At 57.1% G+C, this 22663-nt stretch carries 22 protein-coding genes and 1 tRNA gene; 7 read left to right on the top strand and 16 right to left on the bottom strand.

Going from position 1 to position 22663, the window contains the following annotated elements:
- Window positions 1-2 precede the first annotated feature (2 nt).
- Window positions 3-1205 (bottom strand): ROK family transcriptional regulator, encoded by a 1203-nt coding sequence (locus tag ACORLH_RS06000; RefSeq protein WP_321831706.1) that lies wholly within the window; start codon window positions 1203-1205, stop codon window positions 3-5.
- An 88-nt stretch (window positions 1206-1293) separates the two neighbouring features.
- Between ACORLH_RS06000 and ACORLH_RS05995 the strand changes: the two genes are divergently transcribed.
- From ACORLH_RS05995 to ACORLH_RS05970, 6 genes are all read left to right on the top strand, one after another.
- The gene (locus tag ACORLH_RS05995) at window positions 1294-2547 is read left to right on the top strand and encodes an extracellular solute-binding protein (RefSeq protein WP_321831705.1); all 1254 of its coding nucleotides are present in this window, start codon (window positions 1294-1296) and stop codon (window positions 2545-2547) included.
- Between the two features lie 86 nt (window positions 2548-2633).
- Window positions 2634-3527, top strand: a complete 894-nt coding sequence (locus ACORLH_RS05990) for a sugar ABC transporter permease (RefSeq protein ID WP_321831704.1) — start codon at window positions 2634-2636, stop codon at window positions 3525-3527.
- A gap of 70 nt (window positions 3528-3597) precedes the next feature.
- The gene (locus ACORLH_RS05985; RefSeq protein ID WP_420719824.1) at window positions 3598-4401 is read left to right on the top strand and encodes a carbohydrate ABC transporter permease; all 804 of its coding nucleotides are present in this window, start codon (window positions 3598-3600) and stop codon (window positions 4399-4401) included.
- Window positions 4402-4468: 67 nt separating this feature from the next.
- Entirely contained in the window at window positions 4469-5953 is a 1485-nt protein-coding gene (gene argH / locus ACORLH_RS05980) for an argininosuccinate lyase (RefSeq protein WP_321831702.1), read from the top strand.
- 2 nt (window positions 5954-5955) lie between these two features.
- On the top strand, window positions 5956-7014 hold the full coding sequence (locus ACORLH_RS05975; protein WP_321831701.1) for a sn-glycerol-3-phosphate ABC transporter ATP-binding protein UgpC: 1059 nt from the start codon (window positions 5956-5958) through the stop codon (window positions 7012-7014).
- Complete coding sequence (locus ACORLH_RS05970) at window positions 7011-7913, top strand: carbohydrate kinase family protein (protein WP_321831700.1); 903 nt, start codon at window positions 7011-7013, stop codon at window positions 7911-7913. Before ACORLH_RS05975 ends, ACORLH_RS05970 begins: the two co-directional genes overlap by 4 nt.
- A gap of 495 nt (window positions 7914-8408) precedes the next feature.
- On the opposite strand, the gene ACORLH_RS05965 is transcribed toward ACORLH_RS05970, so the two are convergent.
- From ACORLH_RS05965 to ACORLH_RS05940, 6 genes are all read right to left on the bottom strand, one after another.
- Window positions 8409-9908, bottom strand: a complete 1500-nt coding sequence (locus tag ACORLH_RS05965) for a cryptochrome/photolyase family protein (protein WP_321831699.1) — start codon at window positions 9906-9908, stop codon at window positions 8409-8411.
- 20 nt (window positions 9909-9928) lie between these two features.
- Window positions 9929-11176 (bottom strand): FAD-binding domain-containing protein, encoded by a 1248-nt coding sequence (locus tag ACORLH_RS05960; protein WP_321831698.1) that lies wholly within the window; start codon window positions 11174-11176, stop codon window positions 9929-9931.
- A complete protein-coding gene (locus ACORLH_RS05955) occupies window positions 11158-11295 on the bottom strand; it encodes a DUF2256 domain-containing protein (protein WP_321831697.1) in 138 nt (45 codons plus the stop codon). The genes ACORLH_RS05960 and ACORLH_RS05955 overlap by 19 nt, the downstream gene beginning before the upstream one ends.
- Window positions 11292-12806, bottom strand: a complete 1515-nt coding sequence (locus tag ACORLH_RS05950; protein ID WP_321831695.1) for an FAD-binding domain-containing protein — start codon at window positions 12804-12806, stop codon at window positions 11292-11294. The genes ACORLH_RS05955 and ACORLH_RS05950 overlap by 4 nt, the downstream gene beginning before the upstream one ends.
- 331 nt (window positions 12807-13137) lie before the next feature.
- Complete coding sequence (locus ACORLH_RS05945) at window positions 13138-13875, bottom strand: SDR family oxidoreductase (protein ID WP_321831693.1); 738 nt, start codon at window positions 13873-13875, stop codon at window positions 13138-13140.
- 35 nt (window positions 13876-13910) lie between these two features.
- Window positions 13911-14906: a quinone oxidoreductase family protein gene (locus ACORLH_RS05940; RefSeq protein ID WP_321831692.1), complete on the bottom strand. Its 996-nt coding sequence runs from the start codon at window positions 14904-14906 to the stop codon at window positions 13911-13913.
- 90 nt (window positions 14907-14996) lie between these two features.
- Here ACORLH_RS05940 and ACORLH_RS05935 point away from each other — a divergent pair, with 90 nt between their 5' ends.
- On the top strand, window positions 14997-15833 hold the full coding sequence (locus ACORLH_RS05935) for a LysR family transcriptional regulator (RefSeq protein ID WP_321831691.1): 837 nt from the start codon (window positions 14997-14999) through the stop codon (window positions 15831-15833).
- Window positions 15834-15835: 2 nt separating this feature from the next.
- Here the strand turns inward: ACORLH_RS05935 and ACORLH_RS05930 are convergent, their stop codons facing one another.
- From ACORLH_RS05930 to ACORLH_RS05890, 9 genes are all read right to left on the bottom strand, one after another.
- A complete protein-coding gene (locus ACORLH_RS05930; RefSeq protein WP_321831690.1) occupies window positions 15836-16528 on the bottom strand; it encodes an SDR family oxidoreductase in 693 nt (230 codons plus the stop codon).
- A 21-nt stretch (window positions 16529-16549) separates the two neighbouring features.
- Entirely contained in the window at window positions 16550-16774 is a 225-nt protein-coding gene (locus ACORLH_RS05925; RefSeq protein ID WP_321831689.1) for a hypothetical protein, read from the bottom strand.
- A gap of 85 nt (window positions 16775-16859) precedes the next feature.
- Window positions 16860-17989, bottom strand: a protein-coding gene (locus tag ACORLH_RS05920) for an IS3 family transposase (RefSeq protein WP_321831688.1) whose coding sequence is annotated in 2 segments (ribosomal slippage) — window positions 16860-17746 and window positions 17746-17989 — 1131 coding nt in all. Because the reading frame shifts where the segments join, the coding sequence is not laid out codon by codon here.
- Window positions 17955-18155, bottom strand: a complete 201-nt coding sequence (locus ACORLH_RS05915) for a hypothetical protein (RefSeq protein ID WP_321831687.1) — start codon at window positions 18153-18155, stop codon at window positions 17955-17957. The genes ACORLH_RS05920 and ACORLH_RS05915 overlap by 35 nt, the downstream gene beginning before the upstream one ends.
- Window positions 18156-18173: 18 nt before the next feature.
- Complete coding sequence (locus ACORLH_RS05910; RefSeq protein ID WP_321831686.1) at window positions 18174-18623, bottom strand: nuclear transport factor 2 family protein; 450 nt, start codon at window positions 18621-18623, stop codon at window positions 18174-18176.
- Between the two features lie 129 nt (window positions 18624-18752).
- A complete protein-coding gene (locus tag ACORLH_RS05905) occupies window positions 18753-19190 on the bottom strand; it encodes a nuclear transport factor 2 family protein (protein ID WP_321831685.1) in 438 nt (145 codons plus the stop codon).
- A gap of 117 nt (window positions 19191-19307) precedes the next feature.
- Window positions 19308-20465 carry an alpha/beta hydrolase gene (locus ACORLH_RS05900; RefSeq protein WP_321831684.1) on the bottom strand — a complete coding sequence of 386 codons (1158 nt, stop codon included), beginning with the start codon at window positions 20463-20465 and terminating at the stop codon, window positions 19308-19310.
- Window positions 20374-21141 carry a helix-turn-helix domain-containing protein gene (locus tag ACORLH_RS05895; protein ID WP_321831681.1) on the bottom strand — a complete coding sequence of 256 codons (768 nt, stop codon included), beginning with the start codon at window positions 21139-21141 and terminating at the stop codon, window positions 20374-20376. The genes ACORLH_RS05900 and ACORLH_RS05895 overlap by 92 nt, the downstream gene beginning before the upstream one ends.
- 1391 nt (window positions 21142-22532) lie before the next feature.
- Window positions 22533-22619, bottom strand: a tRNA-Leu gene (locus tag ACORLH_RS05890).
- Window positions 22620-22663 lie beyond the last annotated feature (44 nt).

Below are 22663 nucleotides of genomic sequence, written 5' to 3'. Positions count from 1 at the left end.
CCTCAAGATTGGAAATGTCGGACGGGCAAAGCTTCGGGGGTAAAGGCACGGTTCAGCACCATAGCCGCGCCACGGCGCGCCGCCGTCAGGCGCCCCGCGTCGCCCACCATCAGCCGGGGTGACGGGGAATCTGGCCGGTGGGATACGGTCAATTCAGGCAGCTGTGTCTGGTGCACCAGATGTTCCAGCACCTCTTCTGGCATCGCGCCGCCCAGAATGATCGATTGCGGATCAAACAGGTTTTCGATCACGCCAACGGCCTGACTTAACGCAGCGGTTGCCTGCGTCAGCCATTCCGATAGGCGCGGATCCTTTTCAGCATAGAGGTTGGCAATTCTCTCCAAATCGACCGGGGTAGCCTCAGCACCACCCTCTTCAAGGCGCCGCCGCACCGCATCACGGCTGAGCACCTCTTCCAATGGACGCATCCCGTCGGGTGTGGAAATTGGCAAATGCCCGATTTCACCTGCATTGCCAAAGGCGCCGCTGATCAACTGGCCCTGCGACACCAGCCCAAGGCCCAGACCGGCCCCGAAATACAGATAGGCATAGTGATCCAGGGTCTGCGCCGCGCCCCCAAAACGTTCCGCCATTGCCGCCGCATTAGCGTCATTTGACACCTCCACCGGCAGATCGAGGGCACTGGCGAACAGATCTGCGGCATCAATTTCCTGCCAGCCGATCAGCACAGGCCCCTTGCCGCTGAGGCCGGTTTGGCCAAAAGGCCCCGGCAACACAACGCCAGCGCCGATGATGCGCTCTGCCACTACATCGGATTTCGCCAACATCCGCTTCAGTAGCGATGTGACCTCACCCACCACGGTGTCGGGGGCGTGATCCACCAATGCCTTGCGTCGGGTGGTGACGGGCTGCCCCTCCAGATCCAGCAGCGCCAGGAACAAGGCATCTGGGCGCACCTCGATGCCCAGCGCGAATCCCCCCGTTGGATTGAGGCCATATTGCATGGCAGGCAAGCCACGTCCGGCGCTGTGCATACCCCGTTCCACCAACAGCCCGTCGGCCTCAAGATCCGCGATGATATTGCTGACAGCCTGCGTTGACAGCCCCAGCGAGCGGGCAATTGCTGCACGGCCAATCCGGCCTGCGGCCCTGATTTCACTCAGCACAGCCTGTCGATTGCGCCCGCGAGAGCGGTCACTTTTTGCACCTGCAGCGGAGGAGGAGTTTTTGAGGTTTCGCGTCATGAGGCCACATTAACTCAACTAACTTGAGCTCTCAAGTAAGTTGAGTTAATGTCGCGTCAATAATTAATACCCAACAGGAGAGCCGACTATGTTTAAGAAATGGAACAGCATCGCCTTAGCCAGCGTTGCAAGCGTCTCCACTCTGTTTGCTTCGGCAGCAAACGCGGTAGAGATTGAATATTGGCAGTACTTCTTTGATGCGCGCGTCGAAGCGATGGAGCAGCTGATCACCAACTTCGAGGCAGCCAACCCCGACATCACCGTGAAGATGACGCATTTCCCCTATGCGGATTACCGCACCAAAGTTGCTGCGGCGATCCCGGCAGGCGAAGGCCCGGATGTGGTGCAGCTGTTTTATGGCTGGCTGAATGACTACGTTGCCGCCAACCTGATCCAGCCGCTGCCGACCGATGCCTTTGATCCGGCAACCATTGATGCCGAGTTCTTCCCGATGGTTCAGGCCATGAAAGGCGAAGATGGCTATCACGCGCTGCCCACCGCGGTTCGTTCTCTGGCGCTGTTCTACAACGAGCGTCTTTTTGCAGATGCTGGCATCACAGCCCCACCAGAAACGCTGGATGAACTGATCGAGGTCGCGAAAAAGCTGACCAAGAAAGACGGCGCCGGTAACATCACCCAAGTCGGGATCACCACCGGCATGAACGCCCAGGACCACCATTGGTTCCGTGAGGGGCTGATCCGCCAGTTCGGCGGTGAGCCCTATCAGGACGATTATCGCACCGTGAACTACAACACGGATGCAGGCATCGCCGCGCTGGAATATTACACCGACCTTGAGAAAGTTCATGAGGTCACCGCCTCAGGCTTTATGGATGAACCGCAAGCCGCCTTTAAGGCAGGCCGTGCCGGCATGCATATTGATGGCTCTTTCCGTATTGGTTCACTGAACAAGGTGCGCGGGTTGAAATGGGGTGTGGCTGAACTGCCCGCCAACGGCGACGGCATGCGCGCCAACTATTCCTCCTATTGGGTCAACGGCATCACAACCAAAGCCGAAGGTGAGAAATACGACGCTGCAGTGAAATTCATGCAGTACATCACCTCGGACGAGGCGATGCAGATCTGGCTGGATGTTGTGGGTGAACTGCCCGCAAAACCCTCCGTCGGCATGACCGATGCCAACGCCAACCATCCGGTCTATGGCCCGTTCATCCGGGGGCTGGAATATGCCCGGACCACCAAATTCGCCAATGAATCGGCCCAGCGTCAGGTTCTGATGGATATGGTTGGTCGCGCGGATATCGAAGGCCAGCCATTGGCAGACAGCATTGCCGAAGCCGCCGCGGCTGAGCAGAAAATCCTCGACGATTACTACAACTAAGCCACTCACGATGGGTCAAAGCGCCCCGGCGCTTTGGCCCCACCTCCTGCCCTCAAGTTCTACATCTTCAAGCCATAGGCCCATGCATGCGATTTTATGAGCGCCTCACAATTCGCCAAAAGCTCATCGTCTGGGCTTGGAGTTTTCTGGCCATTCCGGTCCTGTTTTACAGCGTGATCCGCTTTTACCCGACCGGGAATGCCTTTCTGATTTCGTTCCAGGAATGGAACCTGCTTGGCTCCCGCACCTGGACGGGGTGGGACAATTACATCAAGCTTTGGAATGATCCGGTGTTTTGGAAGGTCTTCAAAAACACCTTTGCCTACCTGATCATTGGCACCCCTATTTCACTGGTCATCAGCTTCGTCATTGCCTACCACCTTGATAAGGTGCGGTTTATGCACGGCTTCCTGCGGATGCTCTACTTCCTGCCGTTCATGACGTCCGCGGTGGCCATGGCCTGGGTCTGGCGCTGGTTTTACCAAGGGGTCCCGATCGGTCTGTTCAACAACCTCTTGGCCAGCATTGGCATCGCCCAGATCGAGTTTCTGAACTCCACCACCAATGCCCTGCCAGCCATTTTGGCGCCTGCGGTCTGGGCCGGGCTGGGGTTTCAGGTCATCATCTTCATGGCGGGCCTGCGTGCCATCCCTGTCAGCTTCTATGAGGCGGCCAAGATCGATGGTGTTGGCTGGTTCACCGTGCTGACCCAGATCACCCTTCCGCTGCTGCGTCCGACGATTGTGTTCATCGTCGTGTTCTCCTCCATCGGCTTCCTGCGCATTTTCGACCATGTGTTCAACATGACCACGAACAATCCAGGAGGGCCGCTTAACTCAACCAAACCGCTTGTGTTGATGATCTATGATACCGCCTTCAATGGCTTTGACATGGGATATGCCGCGGCCCAGACGGTTGTGCTGTTCCTGATCCTATTGGTGGTGTCGCTGCTTCAGCTGCGCCTGTTGCGGAGTGAATGATATGTCTGCCACCGAAATCCGTCCGACCACAGATGTCCTAGACCGCAGCGCCGTCACCAAGCCGCGCAACATGGGCCAGATCCTGCGCTGGGGGCTGTTGTTCTTTGGCGGCATCCTGATGGTCATGCCGATCGCCTATATGATCTCAACCTCGCTGAAGTGGCCGCATGAGGTCTATAACGTCAACCTGGTGCCAGAAGAGCCCACGATTGAGAACTACACCTATGTTCTTGAAGATGGGCGGTTTTACCTCTGGTTCATCAACTCCATCATCATTGCGGTGATCACGACGATCTCAAACCTGCTGTTTGACAGTCTGGTGGGCTACACTCTGTGTAAGTTCAAATTCCCGGGCCGGCAGATCGTGTTCATAGCAATTCTCTCGACACTGATGATCCCGACCGAGATGCTGGTCATCCCCTGGTATCTGATGAGCCAATCCTTTGGCTGGCTCGACAGTTATTGGGGCATCATGTTCCCCGGTCTGATGACGGCCTTTGGCACCTTCCTGATGAAACAGTTCTTTGAATCGGTGCCGGATGATTTCATTGAGGCCGCGCGCATTGACGGGCTGAATGAGCTGCACATCTGGTGGACGGTGGCCATGCCGCTGGTCAAACCTGCCTTGGCGGCGCTGGCGATCTTTGTCTTCCTTGGCAACTGGACCGCCTTCCTCTGGCCGTTGATCGTGACCAATTCGGTGGAAATGTACACCATCCCCGTAGGTCTTTCCGGTTTCGGGGATGAGGCCGATGTCGCCTGGGAGCTGATCATGACCGGCGCGGCCATCTCAACCATCCCGACGCTGGTGGTCTTCCTGATCTTCCAACGTTTCATCATTCGCGGTGTTGTCATGGCGGGGCTGAAAGGATGACCCGCTGTGCCACCACTCAATACCGCCACCCGTCCCCTTTTCTGGAACCGTTTGCGCAAGGCCCGCTATGACTGACACCACCCGTTTTCCAGACCCAACCTATCGCGACACGGTACTTGCGCCGCTGTTTGAAGGGGTGAAAGCCAACTACGCCACACATATGGCGCAGATCAATAAGGCCCATCTGGTCATGCTTGCCGAAACCGGCATCCTGACGGGGCCTGACGCCCGTGCCATTGCCGCAGCCTTGTCGGATATCGATGCAACCATCGACATCGCCAGCCTGAGTTATACCGGCGAGTACGAAGACTACTTCTTCGTAGTTGAGGCCGCGTTGCGCGACAGGCTGGGGGATCTGGGCGGGGCGCTGCATACAGCGCGGTCCCGGAATGACATGGACCACACCCTGTTCAAAATGGCCCTGCGCCAGCGCACCGACGTGATGCTGCAAAAGATCACCAGCCTCTGTGACGCGCTGATCCAAAAGGCAGACACCGAGGCCGAAACGCTGATTGTCGCCTATACCCACGGCCAGCCGGCGCAACCCACGACATTTGGCCATTACCTGTCTGCGGTTGTTGAGGTTTTGCTGCGCGATGCAGCACGGCTGAACGCCGCCGCCAATGGGCTGGAACATTGCCCCATGGGGGCAGCGGCCATCACCACCAGCGGCTTCCCAATAGACCGGAGCCGGGTCGCGGACCTTTTGGGGTTTCAAGAGCCACTGCTCAACGCCTACGGATGCATCGCCAGCGTGGATTACGTCACCGCGCTTTATTCCGCGCTGAAGCTTGTCTTCGTTCACCTTGGCCGCGTCGTGCAGGATATGGGCTATTGGGCCGCCTTTGAGGTGGGCCAGCTTTATGTGCCCAACAGTCTGGTGCAGATCAGCTCCATCATGCCGCAAAAACGCAACCCGGTGCCGATTGAACATATGCGCCATCTGGCCAGCGTCAGCGCCGGGCGGTGCGATGTGATTGTGAACACCATGCACAACACGCCCTACACCGATATGAATGACAGCGAAGGCGAAGTGCAGCAGGCAGGCTATGATGCCTTTGCCTCTGGCGCGCGGATGATCGATCTGCTGACCGCCTTTCTGCCGGCCTGCAGCATCAATGCCGATCGCGTCGCCACAACCACCGATGCCGCCTGTATCACCATCACCGAACTGGCGGACACTTTGGTGCGTGATGAGGGTCTGACCTTCAGACAGGCCCATGAAATCGCCGCCCACACCGCCAAAGCGGTGATCGCCCAATCCGAACCCTTGCGGCAGGGGTTTGAGGCTTTCACCACCGCCTTCGCCGCGGAGGCAGGCCGCGACACGATCCTGACCGAGGATCGCTTTCAGCAAGTGACCTCGGCCCGCCATTTTGTGGAAATGCGCAATCGCCCCGGCGGCCCCGCGCCCGAAGCCCTGGGCGCCGCACTGACGCAGTATCAGAGCACCCTGACTGAATTGACCACCGAACACCGCGCGCGCAATCAGCGCCACAGCGACGCGCGCACTGCCCTGGACACGGCCTTTATGTCCTATGTGGAGACCTGAGAATGGCTAATCTATCGCTTAAAAACCTGACCAAGAGCTACAATCAGACTGAGGTTCTGCATGGCATCAACCTGGACGTTGCCGACGGTGAATTTGTGGTCTTCGTTGGCCCATCGGGCTGCGGGAAATCAACAACCCTGCGCATGATCGCCGGGCTGGAGGATGTCACAGGCGGTGAGGTGATCATCGGCGACCGGGTGGTCAACAATCTGGAGCCCAAGAAACGTGACATCGCCATGGTGTTCCAGAACTACGCCATCTACCCCCACATGACGGTTAAGAAAAACATCGCCTTTGGTCTGCGCGCCTCCAAGCTATCGAAACCCGAAAAAGAAGCACGTATTGCGGAGGTGGCAGGCATCCTGGACATGACCCACCTGTTGGAGCGGAAACCAAACCAGCTGTCCGGGGGTCAACGACAGCGCGTCGCCATTGGCCGGGCCATGGTCCGCGATCCCGCCGTGTTCCTGTTTGACGAGCCGCTCTCCAACCTCGATGCGCAGCTGCGCACCCAGATGCGGCTGGAAATCAAAAAACTGCACCAGCGTGTGGGCAACACCATCGTCTTTGTGACCCATGATCAGGTTGAGGCCATGACCATGGCGGATCGGATTGTGATCATGAAAGACGGCCATATTCAACAGGTTGGCACCCCGGCTGAGGTCTATCATTCCCCCGCCAATATGTTCGTCGCCAAGTTCATTGGCGCACCTTCAATGAACATGGTGCCCGCGCAATTATCCGATCAGGGGCTGACCCTGCTATCGGGTCAGTCGATCGCCGGACCTTGGCAAGCCCAAGGTCAAAGCGACGTCCAGGTCGGTGTGCGCCCGGATGACCTAACCGTTGCTGAGGAAGGCACCGGCCTGTTGAACGGAACCGTCACGGTGCAGGAACCCCTGGGTTCCGAAACCCTGATTTACGTCGATACCGAGGCGGGTGAGGTCATCGCCAAGGCAGACGGCCGCACGCCACCGGCCTTGGGCAGCAGGGTTGCGCTCACTGCTGCGCCGGACACGTTGCATGTCTTTGATGCCCAAACCGGGGTGTCGCTGCAGTGACCCATCAGCCCCCCTCAGTCGTGTGTGCCGGTCGCGTGTATTGCGATCTGATTTTCACCGGCGTGCCGCAAATGCCGGTCCTCGGGCAGGAGGTTTTTGCTGATGAACTGGCGCTGCACGCGGGTGGCGGTGCGTTCATTACCGCAGCAACCTTCGCGGCGCTTGGTGTGAAAACCTCGGTCGCGGCCACGCTGCCGGCGCCCCCCTTTGATGGGTTGGTTCGCAACGCTTTGGAAAAAGCTGATGTGGACGCCTCGCTTTGCCAGGACAGCGCCACCGGGGCGCAGCCGCAGATCACCGTGGCCACCGTGTTCGGGGGCGACCGGGCGTTTTTGACCCATAAAACCGGCGCGGCAGTCCCCGAGATCAGCTTCACCGACGCCGGTTTCACCCACCTCCACATCGGGGAGTTGGCGACATTGGCGCAACAGCCGGACCTGCTGGACAAAGCCCGCGCCGCTGGCATGACCGTTTCCTCCGACTGCGGCTGGGACGCTGATGTGATCGGGGCGGGTCGGGACCTGACCGATCTAATCGAAGGCCTTGATGTTTTTCTGCCCAACGCCTCTGAATTTGACGGGTTGATCGCCTCGGGTCTGGATCAAGGCAAACTGCCATTAACCGTTGTGAAACTGGGGGATCAAGGCGCCAAGCTCTGGGATGGCCAGAGCTGGCACTCAGCGCCGACAACCCCGGTCGAGGCCGTTGATACAACCGGCGCCGGTGACGCCTTTAACGGCGGTTTTCTATCGCAATGGATGGCCAAAGCGCCCTACGCCCAATGCCTGAACCGCGCCAACAACTGCGGCGCCGCAACGGTGCAACATGTCGGTGGCACCGGCGGGCTGCATGTGCTGAAAGCGGATCCTCAAACCGCTATCGGTGCGACGGTCAAATAGCCGATAGGATTAACGGGTACCCGTACCGGTCCCATGATCCAGCCAGCGATCAGGAGGATCACTTCGTTTAGCCTTGCCCTACAAGGGCATTTAACGAAAATCGAGAAGCCGAAAAAACCAGCACAAGCATGTCAGTTTCCTACGGCGAGATGATCAGCCCTAACTACCCTCATCTTTTCCAACGTTCTCAAGCTCATTTCGTATGCGCTCGATGATCTCTGAACCTGCAATTGATGACGGTACAATTCCGTTCACGTTCTCCATGACAAATGCTGCAGGGCGTGGGGGCACCTAAATATTGCTCGCAGTGCCGGTCGACGCGCCAGTCGGGGTTCACCTTGGTCAAAACGAAATTGGTGGCGACGGGGCCAATCTCGGCCCGCTGCGAGTTCAGTTGACCCTGTTCTTCTAGCGGACAGATCTGTTGTTTTCTGCAAGCGACAAATCCAGTCGTATGGTCCACTCAACGGCCCTGAGACCCTGGTGCAACAGGCCCTATTGTGAGGATATTTGCTGCAAAAAAGCTTCGGCCGTTGTGATATGCTTGTGTTTGAGGTCTGTCGGCATCCGTTGTGCTGTGCGGCACATCATGGCCCAGCGTGGGTTGCTGACAAGCCTATCCGCATGCTTCAGGATAAATCGCCAATACAAGCCATCCCATATGTCGGTCCAAGGTCCCTTGCCCCAATGGCTCATCTTGCGAATGTAGTTTGATCCGGAAAAATACGGCTTTGTGGTGATCAATCCACCATCGGCGTGCTGGCTCATCGCATAGACATTGGGAACCATGACCCAATCATAGCTGTCCACGAACATTTCCATGAACCAGCGATAGACGTCGTCCGGGTCGATCTCACACAGGAACATGAAGCCGCCCAGAACCATCAGCCGTTCGATATGGTGGCAATATCCGGTTCTGAGCACTCTTTGAATCGTATCATCCAGCGGACCAATGCCTGTCGTGCCGTTGTAAAAAGCTGGCGGCATGGGGCGCGTGTGGCCCCAGTGGTTTGTGGTGCGCATCGGCACCCCGAGATTGTCGTAGGTTGCGCGCATGAATTCACGCCAACCGATGATTTGACGGATAAAGCCCTCGACCGAGTTCAGGGGTATCCTCTTACGATCTGCATGCTCCAGAGCGGCATCCACAATTTGTTGAGGCGTCAAAAGCCCAATGTTCAGCGCGGGCGTCAGAATGCCGTGCCAGAGCCAGTTTTCGCCTTCAACAATGGCATCCTCGTAATCCCCAAACCGTTCAAAACGCCGTTCCAGAAACTGCGCCAGCCAAGTCGCAGCAGCTTTGTGTGTTGTCGGATAGTAAAGCGTCTCAAGGGACCCCAAAGCGTCCGGAAACTCTGAGAGCACTTGCGCCTGTGCGGCGACATCAACCTCATTAGGAACAGGCCAGTCGATCCAGGGCAAACTGGCCAGTTGCTTTTTGGGAACCTTCTTGCGGTTGTCCGCGTCAAAGCTCCATTGCCCACCAAAAGGGGTCTCACCCTCCATCAAAACGTTCATGCGGCGGCGCTGACTTTTGTAGAACTCGGCCATGAACCAGCGTTTGCGACCGGACGACCACGCCAGATTGTCCGACCGCGTATTCAAAAAGCCCGGAGAAGACTTGAATTCAAGCTTGATACCAGTGGCCGCTGCGGCAGCTTTCAGTCTATTTTCACATATAAAATCAACAGGCTCCACCATGACGGCCTGATTGAAGCCACGCCGGCGCAGATCCTCGAAAAGCCGCATACTGGCACCTGCCTTTGCCTCGTATCTCCAGATATTGGTTTTGAAACCGCGGGCCAGCAAATCATCACGATACTGCGTCATCGACGCTCTATGCAGCCAGAGCTTTTGCTTGTGCATGTTGGCCGGGTAAACCGCATCTCCAAAGTAGAGAGGGTCCTCAAAAAGCACGACCTGGTCGGGTTGCTCAAACAGACCGGGGTGTTCGGCAAAAAGCTGGTTGGGAAGAATGATGGTGACTGAGGACATAAGAGGCTCGTGCAATTTGGTCAGCGGGTCAGATTCATCTGGCTCAAGATAGAAGGGATCTTTTTCTTCAGACCGAAAAACCCCGCTCTGGCATGAGGCCAGGCGATGGCATCGGATGGTCGTACAACCCGGTGCAGAGTGATGCCTGCGCTGTTCAGTTCAGGTTCTGCACAATCCAACCTGGATCGGGCGGGGCCCACAGGGGCGTAAGCTGTTGCAATGGTCGACACACCGGCGTCCTGTGCGGACTTGATCAACGTCGCAGCCCAATCCTCGGTTGGTTCCGCAAGCTGCCCAAAAGCATCAAGGGCATCGTTCATAGCGCCTAATGCAAACTCCCGCGCGGCATGTCCTATCGCGTTTGGAGTGCGCCCCCGGGTCGCCAGTAGACCGATCACAGCAGCGGGTGCGGATGACATCAGATCAGCGCCCGCCAGGTCCTCTTCGGTCAAGAGTAAAAGATACGGGGCGGATGGCTGTATCGCCCTCAACGAAAGCGGTACGCGCGGGTGCTCCACTTCCTCTGTCAGCGGCTCTGCCAAGGTCGCCAAACCGCGGGGGTGAAACCGCCCTTCGGTGTACTTGGCGATATTATCGGCACGTGCCAGATAGGTCTTGCCTTTGGTGTGGAGCCCACCAACCCAACGCCAGCTGAGCGTGTTGGACGCCGGATCGCCATCCAGCAGATGCCGCAGAAAGAAATCCGCCCCAAGCTGCCAAGGCAGGCGCAGCGTGAAAATCCAAATTGAGGCGAACCACATGCGCGCATGGTTGTGCAGATAGCCGGTCTCCAGCAGCTCGCGCACCCAATGATCAAAACAGTCAATACCGGTCTTGCCAGCCACCGCGGTGCTGACCTGGTTCTGTAGCTCAGAGTTATTTTCCAAGACTTCAAGCAGATCGACCAGATCACGTTGGTATTGCGTCCAGACGCTTGGGTGCTGTTCCAGCCATCCTTTGAAATACGTGCGCCAGAACACTTCCTGCAGAAACTTCTCTGACGCCTTGACACTATGTCGGGCCAGCACCCGTTGAAGCACCTCCGCTTCGGTGATCAAGCGGTGCCTGAGCCAGGGCGACAAGGCCGAGACATTGCTGCGCCGTTCAGCCCCGAAATCATAATTACGCATCTGGGCATAATGGCGCCCGGTGCGCGCTGCGAACTGATCCAACCGCTTGAGACCATCGGCACGTGTGGGGGTGAAAGAGATGGGCTCGGATCTTTCGGCAAATTCAGGAAAAACTGAAGTCATTTGACCGACCTGCATTGCTTCGAGCAGTACTTTACCTCATCCCAGTTCTTCGCCCATTTCTTACGCCAGGTGAACGGGCGCTGGCAGGTGGCGCAGATCTTTTGTGGCAAGTGAGCTTTGGTCCGCATTTTCATGATGGATCTCCAAGGGGCAGACTAAGCTGGGCGGGGCTGTCCGCATTCCGTGCTTTTTTGCGCGCAACCCGTCCGCTTCTGCGGCTCGCGTGTTTGGCAGAAATCGCATGAGCTTCTGCATGAAACCCTGAACTACGCCGCACGCCCCAGACACGTTCACGGGCGTGTTTTGCCGCGGCAAGATGATCAAAGACACGCTCAGGATAAATCGTCCCAATGATCTGTTGAGCATCATTACTCTTCCAGGGCTCGTGGATATGTTGATCCGAGATATGCGTTAATTCCGGCACCCATTTTCGAATGAACGCACCCTGCGAGTCCTGATCGTACCCCTGTTTGACGGGGTTATAAATTCGCACCGTATTGATACCGGTGGTGCCGGATTGCATCTGCACCTGGCTCCAATGAATTCCCGGTTCGTAATCGGTGAACATGCGTGCCAAATGCAAACCTGGGGCCCGCCAGTCCAGCCAAAGGTGGTAACTGGCCGTGGCCATGACCATCGCCCGCATCCGAAAATTCAGCCATCCTGTGGCCCGCAATGACCGCATACAGGCGTCCAGAAATGGATAGCCCGTCTCACCGTTTGCCCAAGCCGCCAACAGCTCTGAATCCGGTTGGCGGGGCCGGAGCCCATCGTAGAGACGATGCAAATTCTCATACTCAATACGCGGTTCGTCTTCGAGCTTCTGAATAAAGTGGCAATGCCAATGCAGCCGGCTGGAGAAGGACCGAAGCGATTTGCGCCATTGAGTTGCCTGTGGCGGCAATGCCTGCCGCTGCTTTTCTGTTACCTGCGCCACCTCTCGCATCGAAAGCGCCCCCCATGCTAGATATGGTGAGAGCCTCGAACAGGCGGCCGCCCCCTCTACGGGATTGGACATTTCGCGTTGGTAATATTCGCCGCGCTTAGTCAAAAAACTGTTCAGCCGTTCCAAACCGGCACGCCGCCCACCCGTCTGCCGAGACGCGCATGGGTCATCTGACAAGCCAAGATCGCGCGCACTTGGAATGGGCCCCAGCTCTACCTGAACAGGTTCCAGGGCAATTGGCACCGAGACCGGCTGGCGCATAAACCTATCCCAACGCCCAGACCATCCATTGCGCGATTTAAGTCTACGGAATACGCCGTGATTTTGAACTTCATACTGTCGTACCCCATGCTGCCTACACCAGGTGGCAACCCGAATATCCCGGCGATATGTCCAATCATTTCCGGTTTCCTCATGTGACCAGAGGCCGTCGATCAGGTTAAACTTCTTGAACTCAGCCAGGATCGACGTGACCTCACCCACGCGCACGACAAGAGGCTGTCCTAATTCACCGAGACGAGCGCGCAATTCGGCGATTGTTTCGGCAACAAAGCTCCACTGTCGTGCGGAGGCGTCCGGCTGCTGCCACAGTTCATTTTCTACGACGTAAAGCGGCAGGACTCGCCCCACACGCGCCGCTTGCGACAATGCCTGATGATCTTCCACCCGCAAATCGCGTTTAAACCATATAACCTGCACGAAGCCTCCAGATTTCTACTGGTTAAACTACGAGTGTCGGTCTGAAATGGATCAAGTATTAGCTACCACCAGTTTTGCGACCTGTTCAAACAGCGCAAAGCGAAGGTCGGCTGTTTGGAGGTCGGTGCCAGTAAAGCCCGCTCAGCAGATTTACGGTTGCCTGGCATTGGGGGCCTGCCATCGCCCCATGGCAGACGTCCACCAATGGAATTTTCGACTACGCATAGATCATCTTTTGCCGCGCAGATGGGGGCAAGTATGGTGCGCTGCAAAAGCGACGTTAACTCTAACGCATGACCGACTTATTCCCTTCCCATTTCAGCCGCTAATCTTAGCCCCGCACCAGATGCCCGCCGTCGATGTCCAAGACTGCGCCGGTCAAGAAGCCGTTGGTCATGGCCATGATGACGGCCTGTGCTATTTCGTCAGCCTGCCCAATACGCCCAACCGGCAAACTCTCCGCGACTACGGCATACATTGCGTCTCGCGCGTCCGGAGGCATGGCGTCATAGGCCTCAGTCGCAACCATTCCGGGGCTGATACAGTTCACACGCGCGCGCCCGGCAAGCTCCTGCGCCAGTCCTTTTGACAGTGCTTCTACGGCTGCGTTCACGGCACCAAGACCTGTCGCCCCGGCTGAAGGTCTTCGACTTAGCACGCCCGAGAAGAACGTGATCGAACCACCCTTTTCGAGGGCCGGCAACACTTCGCGCGCGGTGACATAGGGACCGATGAACTTTGCAGCCAACATGCCGCGCAGGTCATCAGTGGGCAACTCAGCGAAGGCACCATGCGCTGCACTGGAGGCTGAGATCACCAGGTGATCCACCGTGCCAAGCTGTGCAGCCCAAGCCTTCACAGCTGCCTCGTCGGTCATATCGATCGGAGCGGTTTTGACCTCCCCGATCTCTGCGGCGGCGGCGGTTAGCTTGTCCGCGCTCCGGCTCGCGATGGTCACATTTGCGCCAAGTGCCACAGACAGTTTGGCGGTAGCTTTGCCCATTCCGCTGCTGCCGCCGACGATGACGACGTGTTTGCCTTGAAGGTCGGTTTCGAAGATCTTGGTCATTTTGGTCATGTCCTATTTTGCGAGAGTGGTCTTGATCAGGCGAGCGTCAGAACAAGCTTGCCGGTTGTTTCGCCAGCTTCCAGACGGCGATGTGCTTCGGCAGCTTCAGCACTTGGCAGCGTGGTGATCTGAGGGCGCAGCACGCCTTGTTCCAGCAAGTCAAATACCGCTTTCATATCGGTGTTGAACGCGTCTGGGTGCGTGGTGAAATAGGTGTAGATATCACTGACCCGCACCGCGATGGATTGCTGGAAGTGCTTTGCCAGATCACCTGCAAAATCGCCTGCTGGCGGGCCTGCTAGGAAGCCAAACAGCACCGCCGTCCCCAAAGGCGCCAATGCGTCGAGATCGGATTTGAGGGCCGCACCAGCGATCGGGTTCAACGTCAAGTCAACGCCGCGCCCGCTGGTCAACTCGTCGACACGCGTGGTGACATCTTCTTGGCGATAGTCGATGACATGATCCGCACCCTGCGCTGTCACATAGCTGATCTTGTCCGTACTGACCGAGGCAATGACGGTCAGGCCCAGATGTTTGGCGATCTGTACCGCCATAGTGCCAACGCCCCCGGCCGCGGCATGGATCAGCACAGTTTTTTCGGCCTTCGCGGCGCCAAGATTGACCAGCATGTGATAGGCCGTCATGGCGTTCACCGGGATCGAAGCCGCGGTCTCAAAGCTGATTTTATCGGCGATTTTTACCACATAGGGTGCCTTGACCGCCGAATGGCTGCCATAGCCCCCTGCGCCAATCGGGCCCATCCAGGCGACACGGTCACCCGCGGCGAACCCGTCCACACCATCGCCGATCACCTCGACAACTCCCGCGCCCTCAACGCCCGGAACATGTGGCAGGCTGGGCATCATCCCCTCGGGCATTTCACCACGGCGGATGATCGTATCGATAAAGTTGACCGCCCCTGCGTGGTTGCGGATCAGGATTTCACCCTTGCCCGGTGCTGGAATAGAGAGATCCGTTTTGCGAAAGACCTCCGGGCCGCCGGTCTGGGGGATTTCGATTGCGTATGACATAGTATGCTCCTTCTGTTGCGAAGAAGGTAGCAACGGGCGCTTCCGGGGATAATAATTGATATTATGATATATTGTCCTAAAAATGGGATAATGATCTATAACGACCTTGCCCTGTTCACCACAGTCGCCAACCACCTCAGCTTCTCCGCTGCCGCCGAGCAGTTGGGCATCCCGCTCAGCCGGGTCAGCCGCCGGATTGCGGAGCTTGAGGAACACCTTGGCGCCAAACTTTTCGAGCGCACAACCCGGCAAGTGCGTCTGACCGAAGAGGGCCGGCGCTTGCTAGATCGATGTCAGGATCCGATTGAGGCCCTTCAAGGCGTGGCGGGTTTTGCCGAAGACACGCGGCGGCAGGTGATCCGCATCACCGCGCCGCCGCTCGCTGCCAGAAAAACCGTCGGGCCGCGGCTGATGGACTTCGCAGAACAACATCCAGACGTGGAATTTGAACTGACGACAACGAACCTGTTTCTGGATTTCTTTCAGGACAACATCGATTTGGCCTTCCGGGTTGGGCCATTGACAGACTCCACCCTCGTCGCCCGCAAGCTATGGTCCGTTGACTATTGTTTCTGTGCCAGCACAAAATTCATCGCAGATCGAGGGTTGCGCAACACGCTGTCGCGCAAGGACTTTCTTGCCCTCCCGGCATTGGTTGCTGGGCAAGCATGGGTTCTCGACACCGGCGAGACACTGCAACCCAAACAGATCGCCCACAGCTTCGGGGATCTGGATGTGATCCGGCAAGCGGTTCAACGTAATCTGGGGGTTGCGCTGCTGCCACGGGATATGGTCAGCGGGGACATTCAGCCATTGGAAATCGACAGCGCCACACCGCTGACCCGAGATATGTTTGCCGTCTATCCCAGCCGCCGCCTGTTGCCGGTGCGGGTCAGAAAGCTGATCGATCACATGGCATCCGGTTAAGACTACCAGTTGATTGGCGTCCCGTCGCGAAAGAACCCACCGGTTGGACCTGTATCTGGCAGGGTTGCCGCCCAGACCACGCCCTTAGCGCCCTCAAATACGGGCCGGCCACCGCCGCCCATATCCGTCGCCACCCATCCAGGGCAGACGGCGTTGACCAGAATACGCTGCGGTTTTAGCTCCGCCGCGGTTTTAAGCGTCAGTGCATTCAGCGCTGCTTTTGAGATGCCGTAGCCTGGCGTGCCGGCCGACATTTCGTTAATCGCCCCGGCGCCGGAAGACACGTTCACGATCCGGCCGCTTTGCCCTTTCTGCAAGAGGGGGACAGCAGCGATTGTCGTCGCCCATGGGCCAAAGAAGTTGGTTTCAAATGCGCGGTGAACACGGGCGAGGTCAGCAGTAAGTGCCTGCTGGTCCGTATCATAGTCCACTCCGGCATTGTTCACGAGGATATCGAGCCGACCATAGTCCGTGTCGATCATTGCAAATGCGGTGGTGACTGAAGCAGGGTCGGATACGTCAAGCTGAATAGCACTAGCGCCGCGGCCGATCTGCTTTGCTGCTTCGTGCCCCTTTTCAAGGTCACGCGCACCGACCAGAACCCTACAACCATGATCATGGGCCAATTGACGGGCGACCTCTTTGCCAATTCCGCGATTGGCCCCGGTCACAAGGGCTATGCGCTCTTGGGTCATGCGATCGCTCCTTCCAAAAGATCAGTCGGCATATTGTAGCGACATTTTGGTAATTTTACCGTCGCCATCCCACCAATAATGATAGTGCGCCACCCAGCTGGCCCATTTGACCTCAGTCTTGGCATAGCCCGGCTCTGCGACCAGGATCTGACGATGTCTGAAGCTCTGCCCACCGGGCATGACCTCACGTTTCGCCCAGAAGTGTATGGCCTCTTTGCCCGCAAACTCACGGCGGACATCGATCATGACAGCGTCCTCGGTGAAACAGCCCAGATAGGCAGCAATGTCCTGTGTGGACCTGTCCCGTTTTTGTGCCGCCCCAAGTGCTCGTTTAGGCCGCTTTCCGTTCGAAAGCGACCGGGCTTTTCCAACCCAGTGCTGAGTGCCGTCGTCGCGGATTGTAGAATCCGTTGATGTACTGGAAGATTGCGACTTCAGCTTCCCGACGTGTTGGCCACGATTTGCGCCAGATCAACTCAGCCTTGATCGTTTTAAAGAACGTCTCAACTGCGGAGTTGTCGTAGCAATTGCCCTTGCCGGACATCGATACTTCGAAGCCGTGATGGCGCAGAAGCTTCTGATAGTCGTGAGAGCAGTATTGCGACCCGCGATCCGTATGGTGGATGCAGCCTTTCGGCGGTTGCCGCAGTGCGACTGCCATCTTCAAGGCCCGGATCGCCAAGTCACGCTTCATACGATTACTGACAGCCCAGCCGATTACGCGCCTTGAATGCAGGTCCAAGATCACGGCGAGATACAGCCAGCCCTCGCGGGTCCACACGTAGCTGATGTCGCCCGCCCATTTCCGGTTGGCCGCGTTCGCTGCGAAGTCCCGGTTCAACAGGTTCGGCGCGATGTTTAAGGCGTGGTTGCTGTCGGTCGTCACCTTGTATTTCTTGGATCTCTCGACCCGTATACCGTTCTCTCGCATCAGCCTACCAACGCGGCAGTGGCCAATGTTCAGCCCGAGCTCCTTCAACTCTTCGGTCATTCGTGGACGGCCGTAGCTGCCCAGGCTAAGGCGAGATTGTTCTTTGATGTGGGCAAGAACAACCATGTCTGTCCGCTGCCTTTGACTGGCAGGGCGGCTGCGATAAGCCCGTAGGCCTCGTTCGCTGACATCCAGAACCTGGCAAAGACGGTTTGTCGGGAAATCACGGCCTTGCTCTTCGATGAACCGAAACCTCATGGCTTTTGGCTCGCGAAGAAGGCCGTGGCCTTTTTTAGGATATCCCTCTCCTCCTTAAGAATACGGTTCTCCCGTCGAAGCCTCTCGTTCTCACGGGCTAGCTCAAGCTCCTTGTCCAACACCACGTCAGTGTCACGATGCCCGGTCACCCATTTGTTCAGCGTTGACAGGCCAACACCTAAATCGGCAGCAACCTGCCGGCGTGTCAGCCCGCTAGTCAGCGCGATCCGCACCGCATCAGCGCGGAATTCGTCCGTCCGTTTCAATCCCATAGTCAGTCTCCTTTGCTGCAGTAAATGCTATCAAAGGAGCGGCATCAAACCGTGACACGTCCAGTGCATTTGTCGCGGTTTGATAGCATTCGATGGGTACCGGAATATCCTTGGCCATAACCGGCGGTGCGATGAGCAGCCCGATGAGGAGGGTTTTTCGAAACATCAACTGAAGCCTCCACCGTCACTTGGCTGCGGCGGCGCGTTCACCGGCCTGCGCCACAAGGGCGCGGTCGCCGGTTTCCCAGAGGGCCACCATAGTCAGTGAGGACACCCGCCAACGGCTGTTGGTTTTCTCAAGGTCATAGCTGTAGCGCCCGCCGAGCACCCAAAGGGCGTCGTCAATACGGTGCGTGGCTGTGAAATCGGCTTCAGCCTTGGCGGTGCTGTCGGTGGTTTCAGTGATGGTGTGGTTGGTCACCATATGATGCGTGACATCAAACCCCGGCAAAAACGCCGCCCAGCCAGCAACCAGTTCATCGGCGGGCTGCAGCACAGAATCGCCCCCCCAAAGGCTGGAGTAGTCGGTGGTAACGGTTTCTGTAAAGGCGCCGCGCACACGGGCCCAATCGTGCCGGTCGGCGCCAGCGGCAATGTCAGTCAGAGTTTGGGTGATCGCGGTAGGGTCTGCCATAGCGACACCTCCGATAAGTGTTGCGGTTGCAAGGGATGCGATGAACTTGGGGATCATGTCAGTATCCTTTCGTTGAATGAGGAGAGGCCGGCCACGCTCCGCCTCCGGTGTGGCCGGGATTGGCGCGATCTAGTCCCGTGTCAAACGGTCAGGAACGGGTGCGAGCTGGTATTGCGACCAGAAAGAGGTGTTTGCCGCGTCCTGATCGGCACTCAGGTTGGTGGCTTCAACGATCTTGCCGCCCTCAATCCGGTAGACCAGCGCCCAGATCGTATCCACGTTTGGCTTTCCCTCGGCATTGGACCACCCGCGATGGATGTCCACAACATGGGTGTCATCGGCGCCGAAATAGATCGGATCGGCCTGAAAGCCCGCGACGCCAAGCTGCGCGAAGAAGGCCAAAACCTCATCACGGCCGGTTTTAGTACCGCTGAGCGGGTGGCGGCCCGGGATGTGCCATCTTACATCTGCGTCCATGACGGCAGCGATCCCGTCCAGGTCATTTGCGCCATAGGCCGCAAAGAAATCTTGGACGACTTTCATGTTATCTTCGGGCGTTTCGGCCATTGCTGTGCCTCCGATGAGTGTTGCAGTTGCAAGGGCTGCAAGGAATATTCGGGTCATATTGTGTCCTCCTGAATGGGCGCGCGCCGGACCCAGTAGTCCGGCACACGCCGGTTCGCCTTAGCCTTCAAGCCCCGCGCGGAAGTGATCGGCCACGGTGTCGGCAGCGCGAGTTACGTCCTCAGGATTGTCGTAGAAATCGAACTGCGTCACATCGTCCAGCCACTGTGCTGTGGCTTCACCGGCAAAACCTGCCAGGAAGGTCTGAACACCCTGCGGGATGGCGGCGCTTTCCGAGTGCACAATCGCCAGAGGTTTGTCCAAACGCTGCGGATTGTCGGCCGGGTGGTAGGTCAGCCAGCCTTCCCATCCCGCGTTGTTCCACTTGTCGTCATATTCCGGAATGCCACCGCGATCCGCTTCGTAATAGTAACCACCAATGGGCATCAAAACGCCCGTGGCACCTTCGGGACCAGCTGCAGGAATGACGTCACCGCCTTTGGCTTCAGCGGCCTGCGAGACACCGATCAGCCCCGCGACCCCTTCTTCACCGCCATATACGGCCTCAACGATTTCCGCGTTCTGCAGCCATGGCGCCACCAGGCCAAGCCGCTGGATCAGCGGGTTGCCGGCAACGGCGTCCACCATGTAACCAGCCGAGGCACAGATCCCCAAACCATTGATTTGGGCGGCGTCAACTTCAGGGAGAGTCGCAACAAAAGCAATCGCCGCCTTGATGTCCGAGGTTTTGGCCTCTGGGCTTTCCACGAAACGCACGTTGTTTGGCAGGTCCCCAGACTTGCCCCAGCCACGGAAGTCAAAGGTGAAAGCGGCGAAACCACGTTCCGCCATTTCGCGGGCATAATTTGCGGGCATCTGTTCCTGTACGGATGTCCAAGCCCCGGTCACAACGACCGTCGGCAGTGGGGCCGTGCCGCGTTCTTCCGGCAGGTAAAGCGTACCTGACAGCGTGGCCCCTTCATTTTCAAAAGTGACAGTGCGGGTTTCAACTTGGGCGATGGCTGCGGTTGAAGCCATAAGGCCGGCAGCGGCAGTCAGCGTAAGCGTCTTCATGAGAGTATCTCCATTGGCATGTTCTTTGGGGTGCGAACCCGATGACCAAGGAGATACAGGTGCCGTCAGAGAACTGATTGCACCTGACTGCTGCGTTTTTGAAAGATCCTGCTCAGGCGGGATTTGCAGCCCGGTAGGCCCGCGGTGTCTGCCCGGTGACTTGTTTGAAACTGCGGGTGAAATGCGCCTGATCTGCAAATCCACAGGCGAGAGCGATATCCCCCAAGGGGCGACCTGCGTCATTCATCTTTTTGATGGCTTGCTCGATGCGGTAGGCCATAACAAATTGCATCGGTGTGGACCCCAGTGTCTCTTTGAAAACCCTGGAAAAGTGCGAGGCACTCATCCCCGCCTCCGCCGCCAGTTGGTCAACCGTGATCGTCTGGCCGAGCCTGTTTTGCACGTAGGACAAAACCCGTTGATAGTGTTGTGCAGTGAAACGCGCCGACAACTCGATCTCGTCTTTGCGACGTTTTCCGTATTTCTGCAGCAGTTTGACCAGGAATACACGGCTCATCGCCTCGAACATTACGGCGGATGAGATATCGTCCGTTTCCAGCGCGTCGCGCAGGATGACCCCGGCGGTACAGAGGTCGGGATCGGAAAACTGGGGTAGATCCCGCAACTGCTGGGGGTCAAGCAACATGCCAAGCTCCGTCTGCGCAAACTGCTCCACCTTGGCCGGGTCCAGAGTGATTACGATCACATCCGATTTTGCGTACCACCTCCACCCCGAGCGCATCCCTGCAGGCGTGACAATGATCTCGTCCTTATGGAACGCAAAATCGCGAAGTTCACCATCCCGCCAGTTCTGGACGCGGTGCGCCTGCGTATTGAGGTTCAGGAGCACATGATGTTCCTGAAACACCTCATCAGGCATCTGATTGGGATCCGCCTGAAAATACCGCACGGACATCAGCCCAGCCGCCGACGGGCGCAGCACTTCATCGCTGCTCAGCAATGGGGCCGAGGGGTATATATCAGAGTATTTAAGTGGCAAAATCCAGCTCCTGAAGAGCGCGCGATCGTTTTTTGGCTATCCAAACCAGAATGACAAATCCGCTGGGCTTCCTCAAGTGATCCGGTCCTTGTGTGAAACGGTTGTGGAAGACTTGCGGCGATCCTGCCGACCCCGATCATAAGCAGTGTTGCTGCCTCCCACAGAAGTCAATCTGCTGGTCTTGGAAGATCGTACGACCGAACCAATCCAGAATGAGCAAGCGGAAGACCTATTTCGGACGTGACGCGGTGTCACACGGTGTTGGATTGCGGAAAAAAAACGTGCGATCAGATCTGTAAAACACAGTGTTCCAAAATAGAACACTACAGCTAAAATCCACACTGTCTCATCATCTGGGACACTGCTTAGGACCAACATTGCGACGTTTAGTAGCCCTCAGAAAAAAAACAGAAGGAAACTTGAGAAACTCAGCTAAAAGCAGATTTTTTTGGTTTCTGGATATAGTATCTGCCTATTCTGCGGCAGATTGAATTGCAGCTTATGGCCATTTTTCAGCGCACCACGAATGCCTAGCGTCGCAGTCAGGTAAAACAACATCACACCTGAGACCTGTATCGATGCGTTTGACGTGCGGAACAGTACAAGCGTCGTCACCATCAGTAGGAGATGTATTCTGACGGACAAAAGAAGCCCGTAGCGACCACGCAGTGTCAATGTGAACATTTAGAAAGCACCTGCACTGACATTCGCGGTACTTGTTATGGGGCTGATGTGTTCGTCGCAGGACAGGTCAAAGAGCGTGCCTCGATCATTCAAAACAAGCCTCAGCAACCTGTCCGCATTGAGATTTGCAGCTTAAAATAGTCAGTTTAAACATGCGCTTGACTGAGTTTGAATTTAAGATCGTTCCTTCGTCGTCCAGAAACAGTACAAGTACTGCCCAGTGTTTTTGGATGTAGGCAAAGGCCTTCGCCATTCTGGCGCTGAGTAGATAACCTTTGCGCACTCCACTAGGAACTAATTGAGGCGTTCTACAATGGGAGCGCTGAATGATTTTCGATGCTCCATTAAGCCTTCCAACCAAGCTGGTCCTCCCCTGTGCTTGGGAAACGGAGGGCCAGGTTTGTTGGGGAGGCTCAACACCATCTATCGGCTTGCAAAGAAGGTAAAGCTGGGGAAAACGCCCAGATCAAGGTCAGCGAGCTAACAGAGCTCATGGAAAAGCTCAGCCGCATGACGAAAAAAGTGTGGGGGCAAATCGACAGCCCAAAAATAAGATTAAATTAAAGCAGATACTTATACGGCTATAATGGTACGGGCGGCCGGACTCGAACCGGCACGGCCTATACGGCCTAGAGATTTTAAGTCTCCTGTGTCTACCATTCCACCACGCCCGCGGCTGACCGGGCGGGCCCGGTGACTGGTTGTGGCGAGAACATAG

The organism is Thalassovita sp. (assembly GCF_963691685.1).
Lineage (GTDB): Bacteria > Pseudomonadota > Alphaproteobacteria > Rhodobacterales > Rhodobacteraceae > Thalassobius.
The sequence above is the reverse complement of the archived record's forward strand: the minus strand, read 5'-3'. Positions and strand labels throughout refer to the sequence as shown.

Excerpts from the sequence above, each read along its gene's own strand:
- ACORLH_RS05930 (WP_321831690.1), bottom strand. The coding sequence starts at position 16,528 with ATGACCCAAGAGCGCATAGCCCTTGTGACCGGGGCCAATCGCGGAATT.
- ACORLH_RS05935 (WP_321831691.1), top strand. The coding sequence starts at position 14,997 with ATGATCTATAACGACCTTGCCCTGTTCACCACAGTCGCCAACCACCTC.
- ACORLH_RS05960 (WP_321831698.1), bottom strand. The coding sequence starts at position 11,176 with ATGCAGGTCGGTCAAATGACTTCAGTTTTTCCTGAATTTGCCGAAAGA.
- ACORLH_RS05925 (WP_321831689.1), bottom strand. The coding sequence starts at position 16,774 with ATGATCGATGTCCGCCGTGAGTTTGCGGGCAAAGAGGCCATACACTTC.
- ACORLH_RS05910 (WP_321831686.1), bottom strand. The coding sequence starts at position 18,623 with ATGGCAGACCCTACCGCGATCACCCAAACTCTGACTGACATTGCCGCT.
- argH (WP_321831702.1), top strand. The coding sequence starts at position 4,469 with ATGACTGACACCACCCGTTTTCCAGACCCAACCTATCGCGACACGGTA.
- ACORLH_RS05965 (WP_321831699.1), bottom strand. The coding sequence starts at position 9,908 with ATGTCCTCAGTCACCATCATTCTTCCCAACCAGCTTTTTGCCGAACAC.
- ACORLH_RS05895 (WP_321831681.1), bottom strand. The coding sequence starts at position 21,141 with ATGCCTGATGAGGTGTTTCAGGAACATCATGTGCTCCTGAACCTCAAT.
- ACORLH_RS05915 (WP_321831687.1), bottom strand. The coding sequence starts at position 18,155 with ATGTTTCGAAAAACCCTCCTCATCGGGCTGCTCATCGCACCGCCGGTT.
- ACORLH_RS05990 (WP_321831704.1), top strand. The coding sequence starts at position 2,634 with ATGCGATTTTATGAGCGCCTCACAATTCGCCAAAAGCTCATCGTCTGG.
- ACORLH_RS05905 (WP_321831685.1), bottom strand. The coding sequence starts at position 19,190 with ATGGCCGAAACGCCCGAAGATAACATGAAAGTCGTCCAAGATTTCTTT.
- ACORLH_RS06000 (WP_321831706.1), bottom strand. The coding sequence starts at position 1,205 with ATGACGCGAAACCTCAAAAACTCCTCCTCCGCTGCAGGTGCAAAAAGT.
- ACORLH_RS05945 (WP_321831693.1), bottom strand. The coding sequence starts at position 13,875 with ATGACCAAGATCTTCGAAACCGACCTTCAAGGCAAACACGTCGTCATC.
- ACORLH_RS05975 (WP_321831701.1), top strand. The coding sequence starts at position 5,956 with ATGGCTAATCTATCGCTTAAAAACCTGACCAAGAGCTACAATCAGACT.
- ACORLH_RS05995 (WP_321831705.1), top strand. The coding sequence starts at position 1,294 with ATGTTTAAGAAATGGAACAGCATCGCCTTAGCCAGCGTTGCAAGCGTC.
- ACORLH_RS05940 (WP_321831692.1), bottom strand. The coding sequence starts at position 14,906 with ATGTCATACGCAATCGAAATCCCCCAGACCGGCGGCCCGGAGGTCTTT.
- ACORLH_RS05985 (WP_420719824.1), top strand. The coding sequence starts at position 3,598 with ATGGGCCAGATCCTGCGCTGGGGGCTGTTGTTCTTTGGCGGCATCCTG.
- ACORLH_RS05955 (WP_321831697.1), bottom strand. The coding sequence starts at position 11,295 with ATGAAAATGCGGACCAAAGCTCACTTGCCACAAAAGATCTGCGCCACC.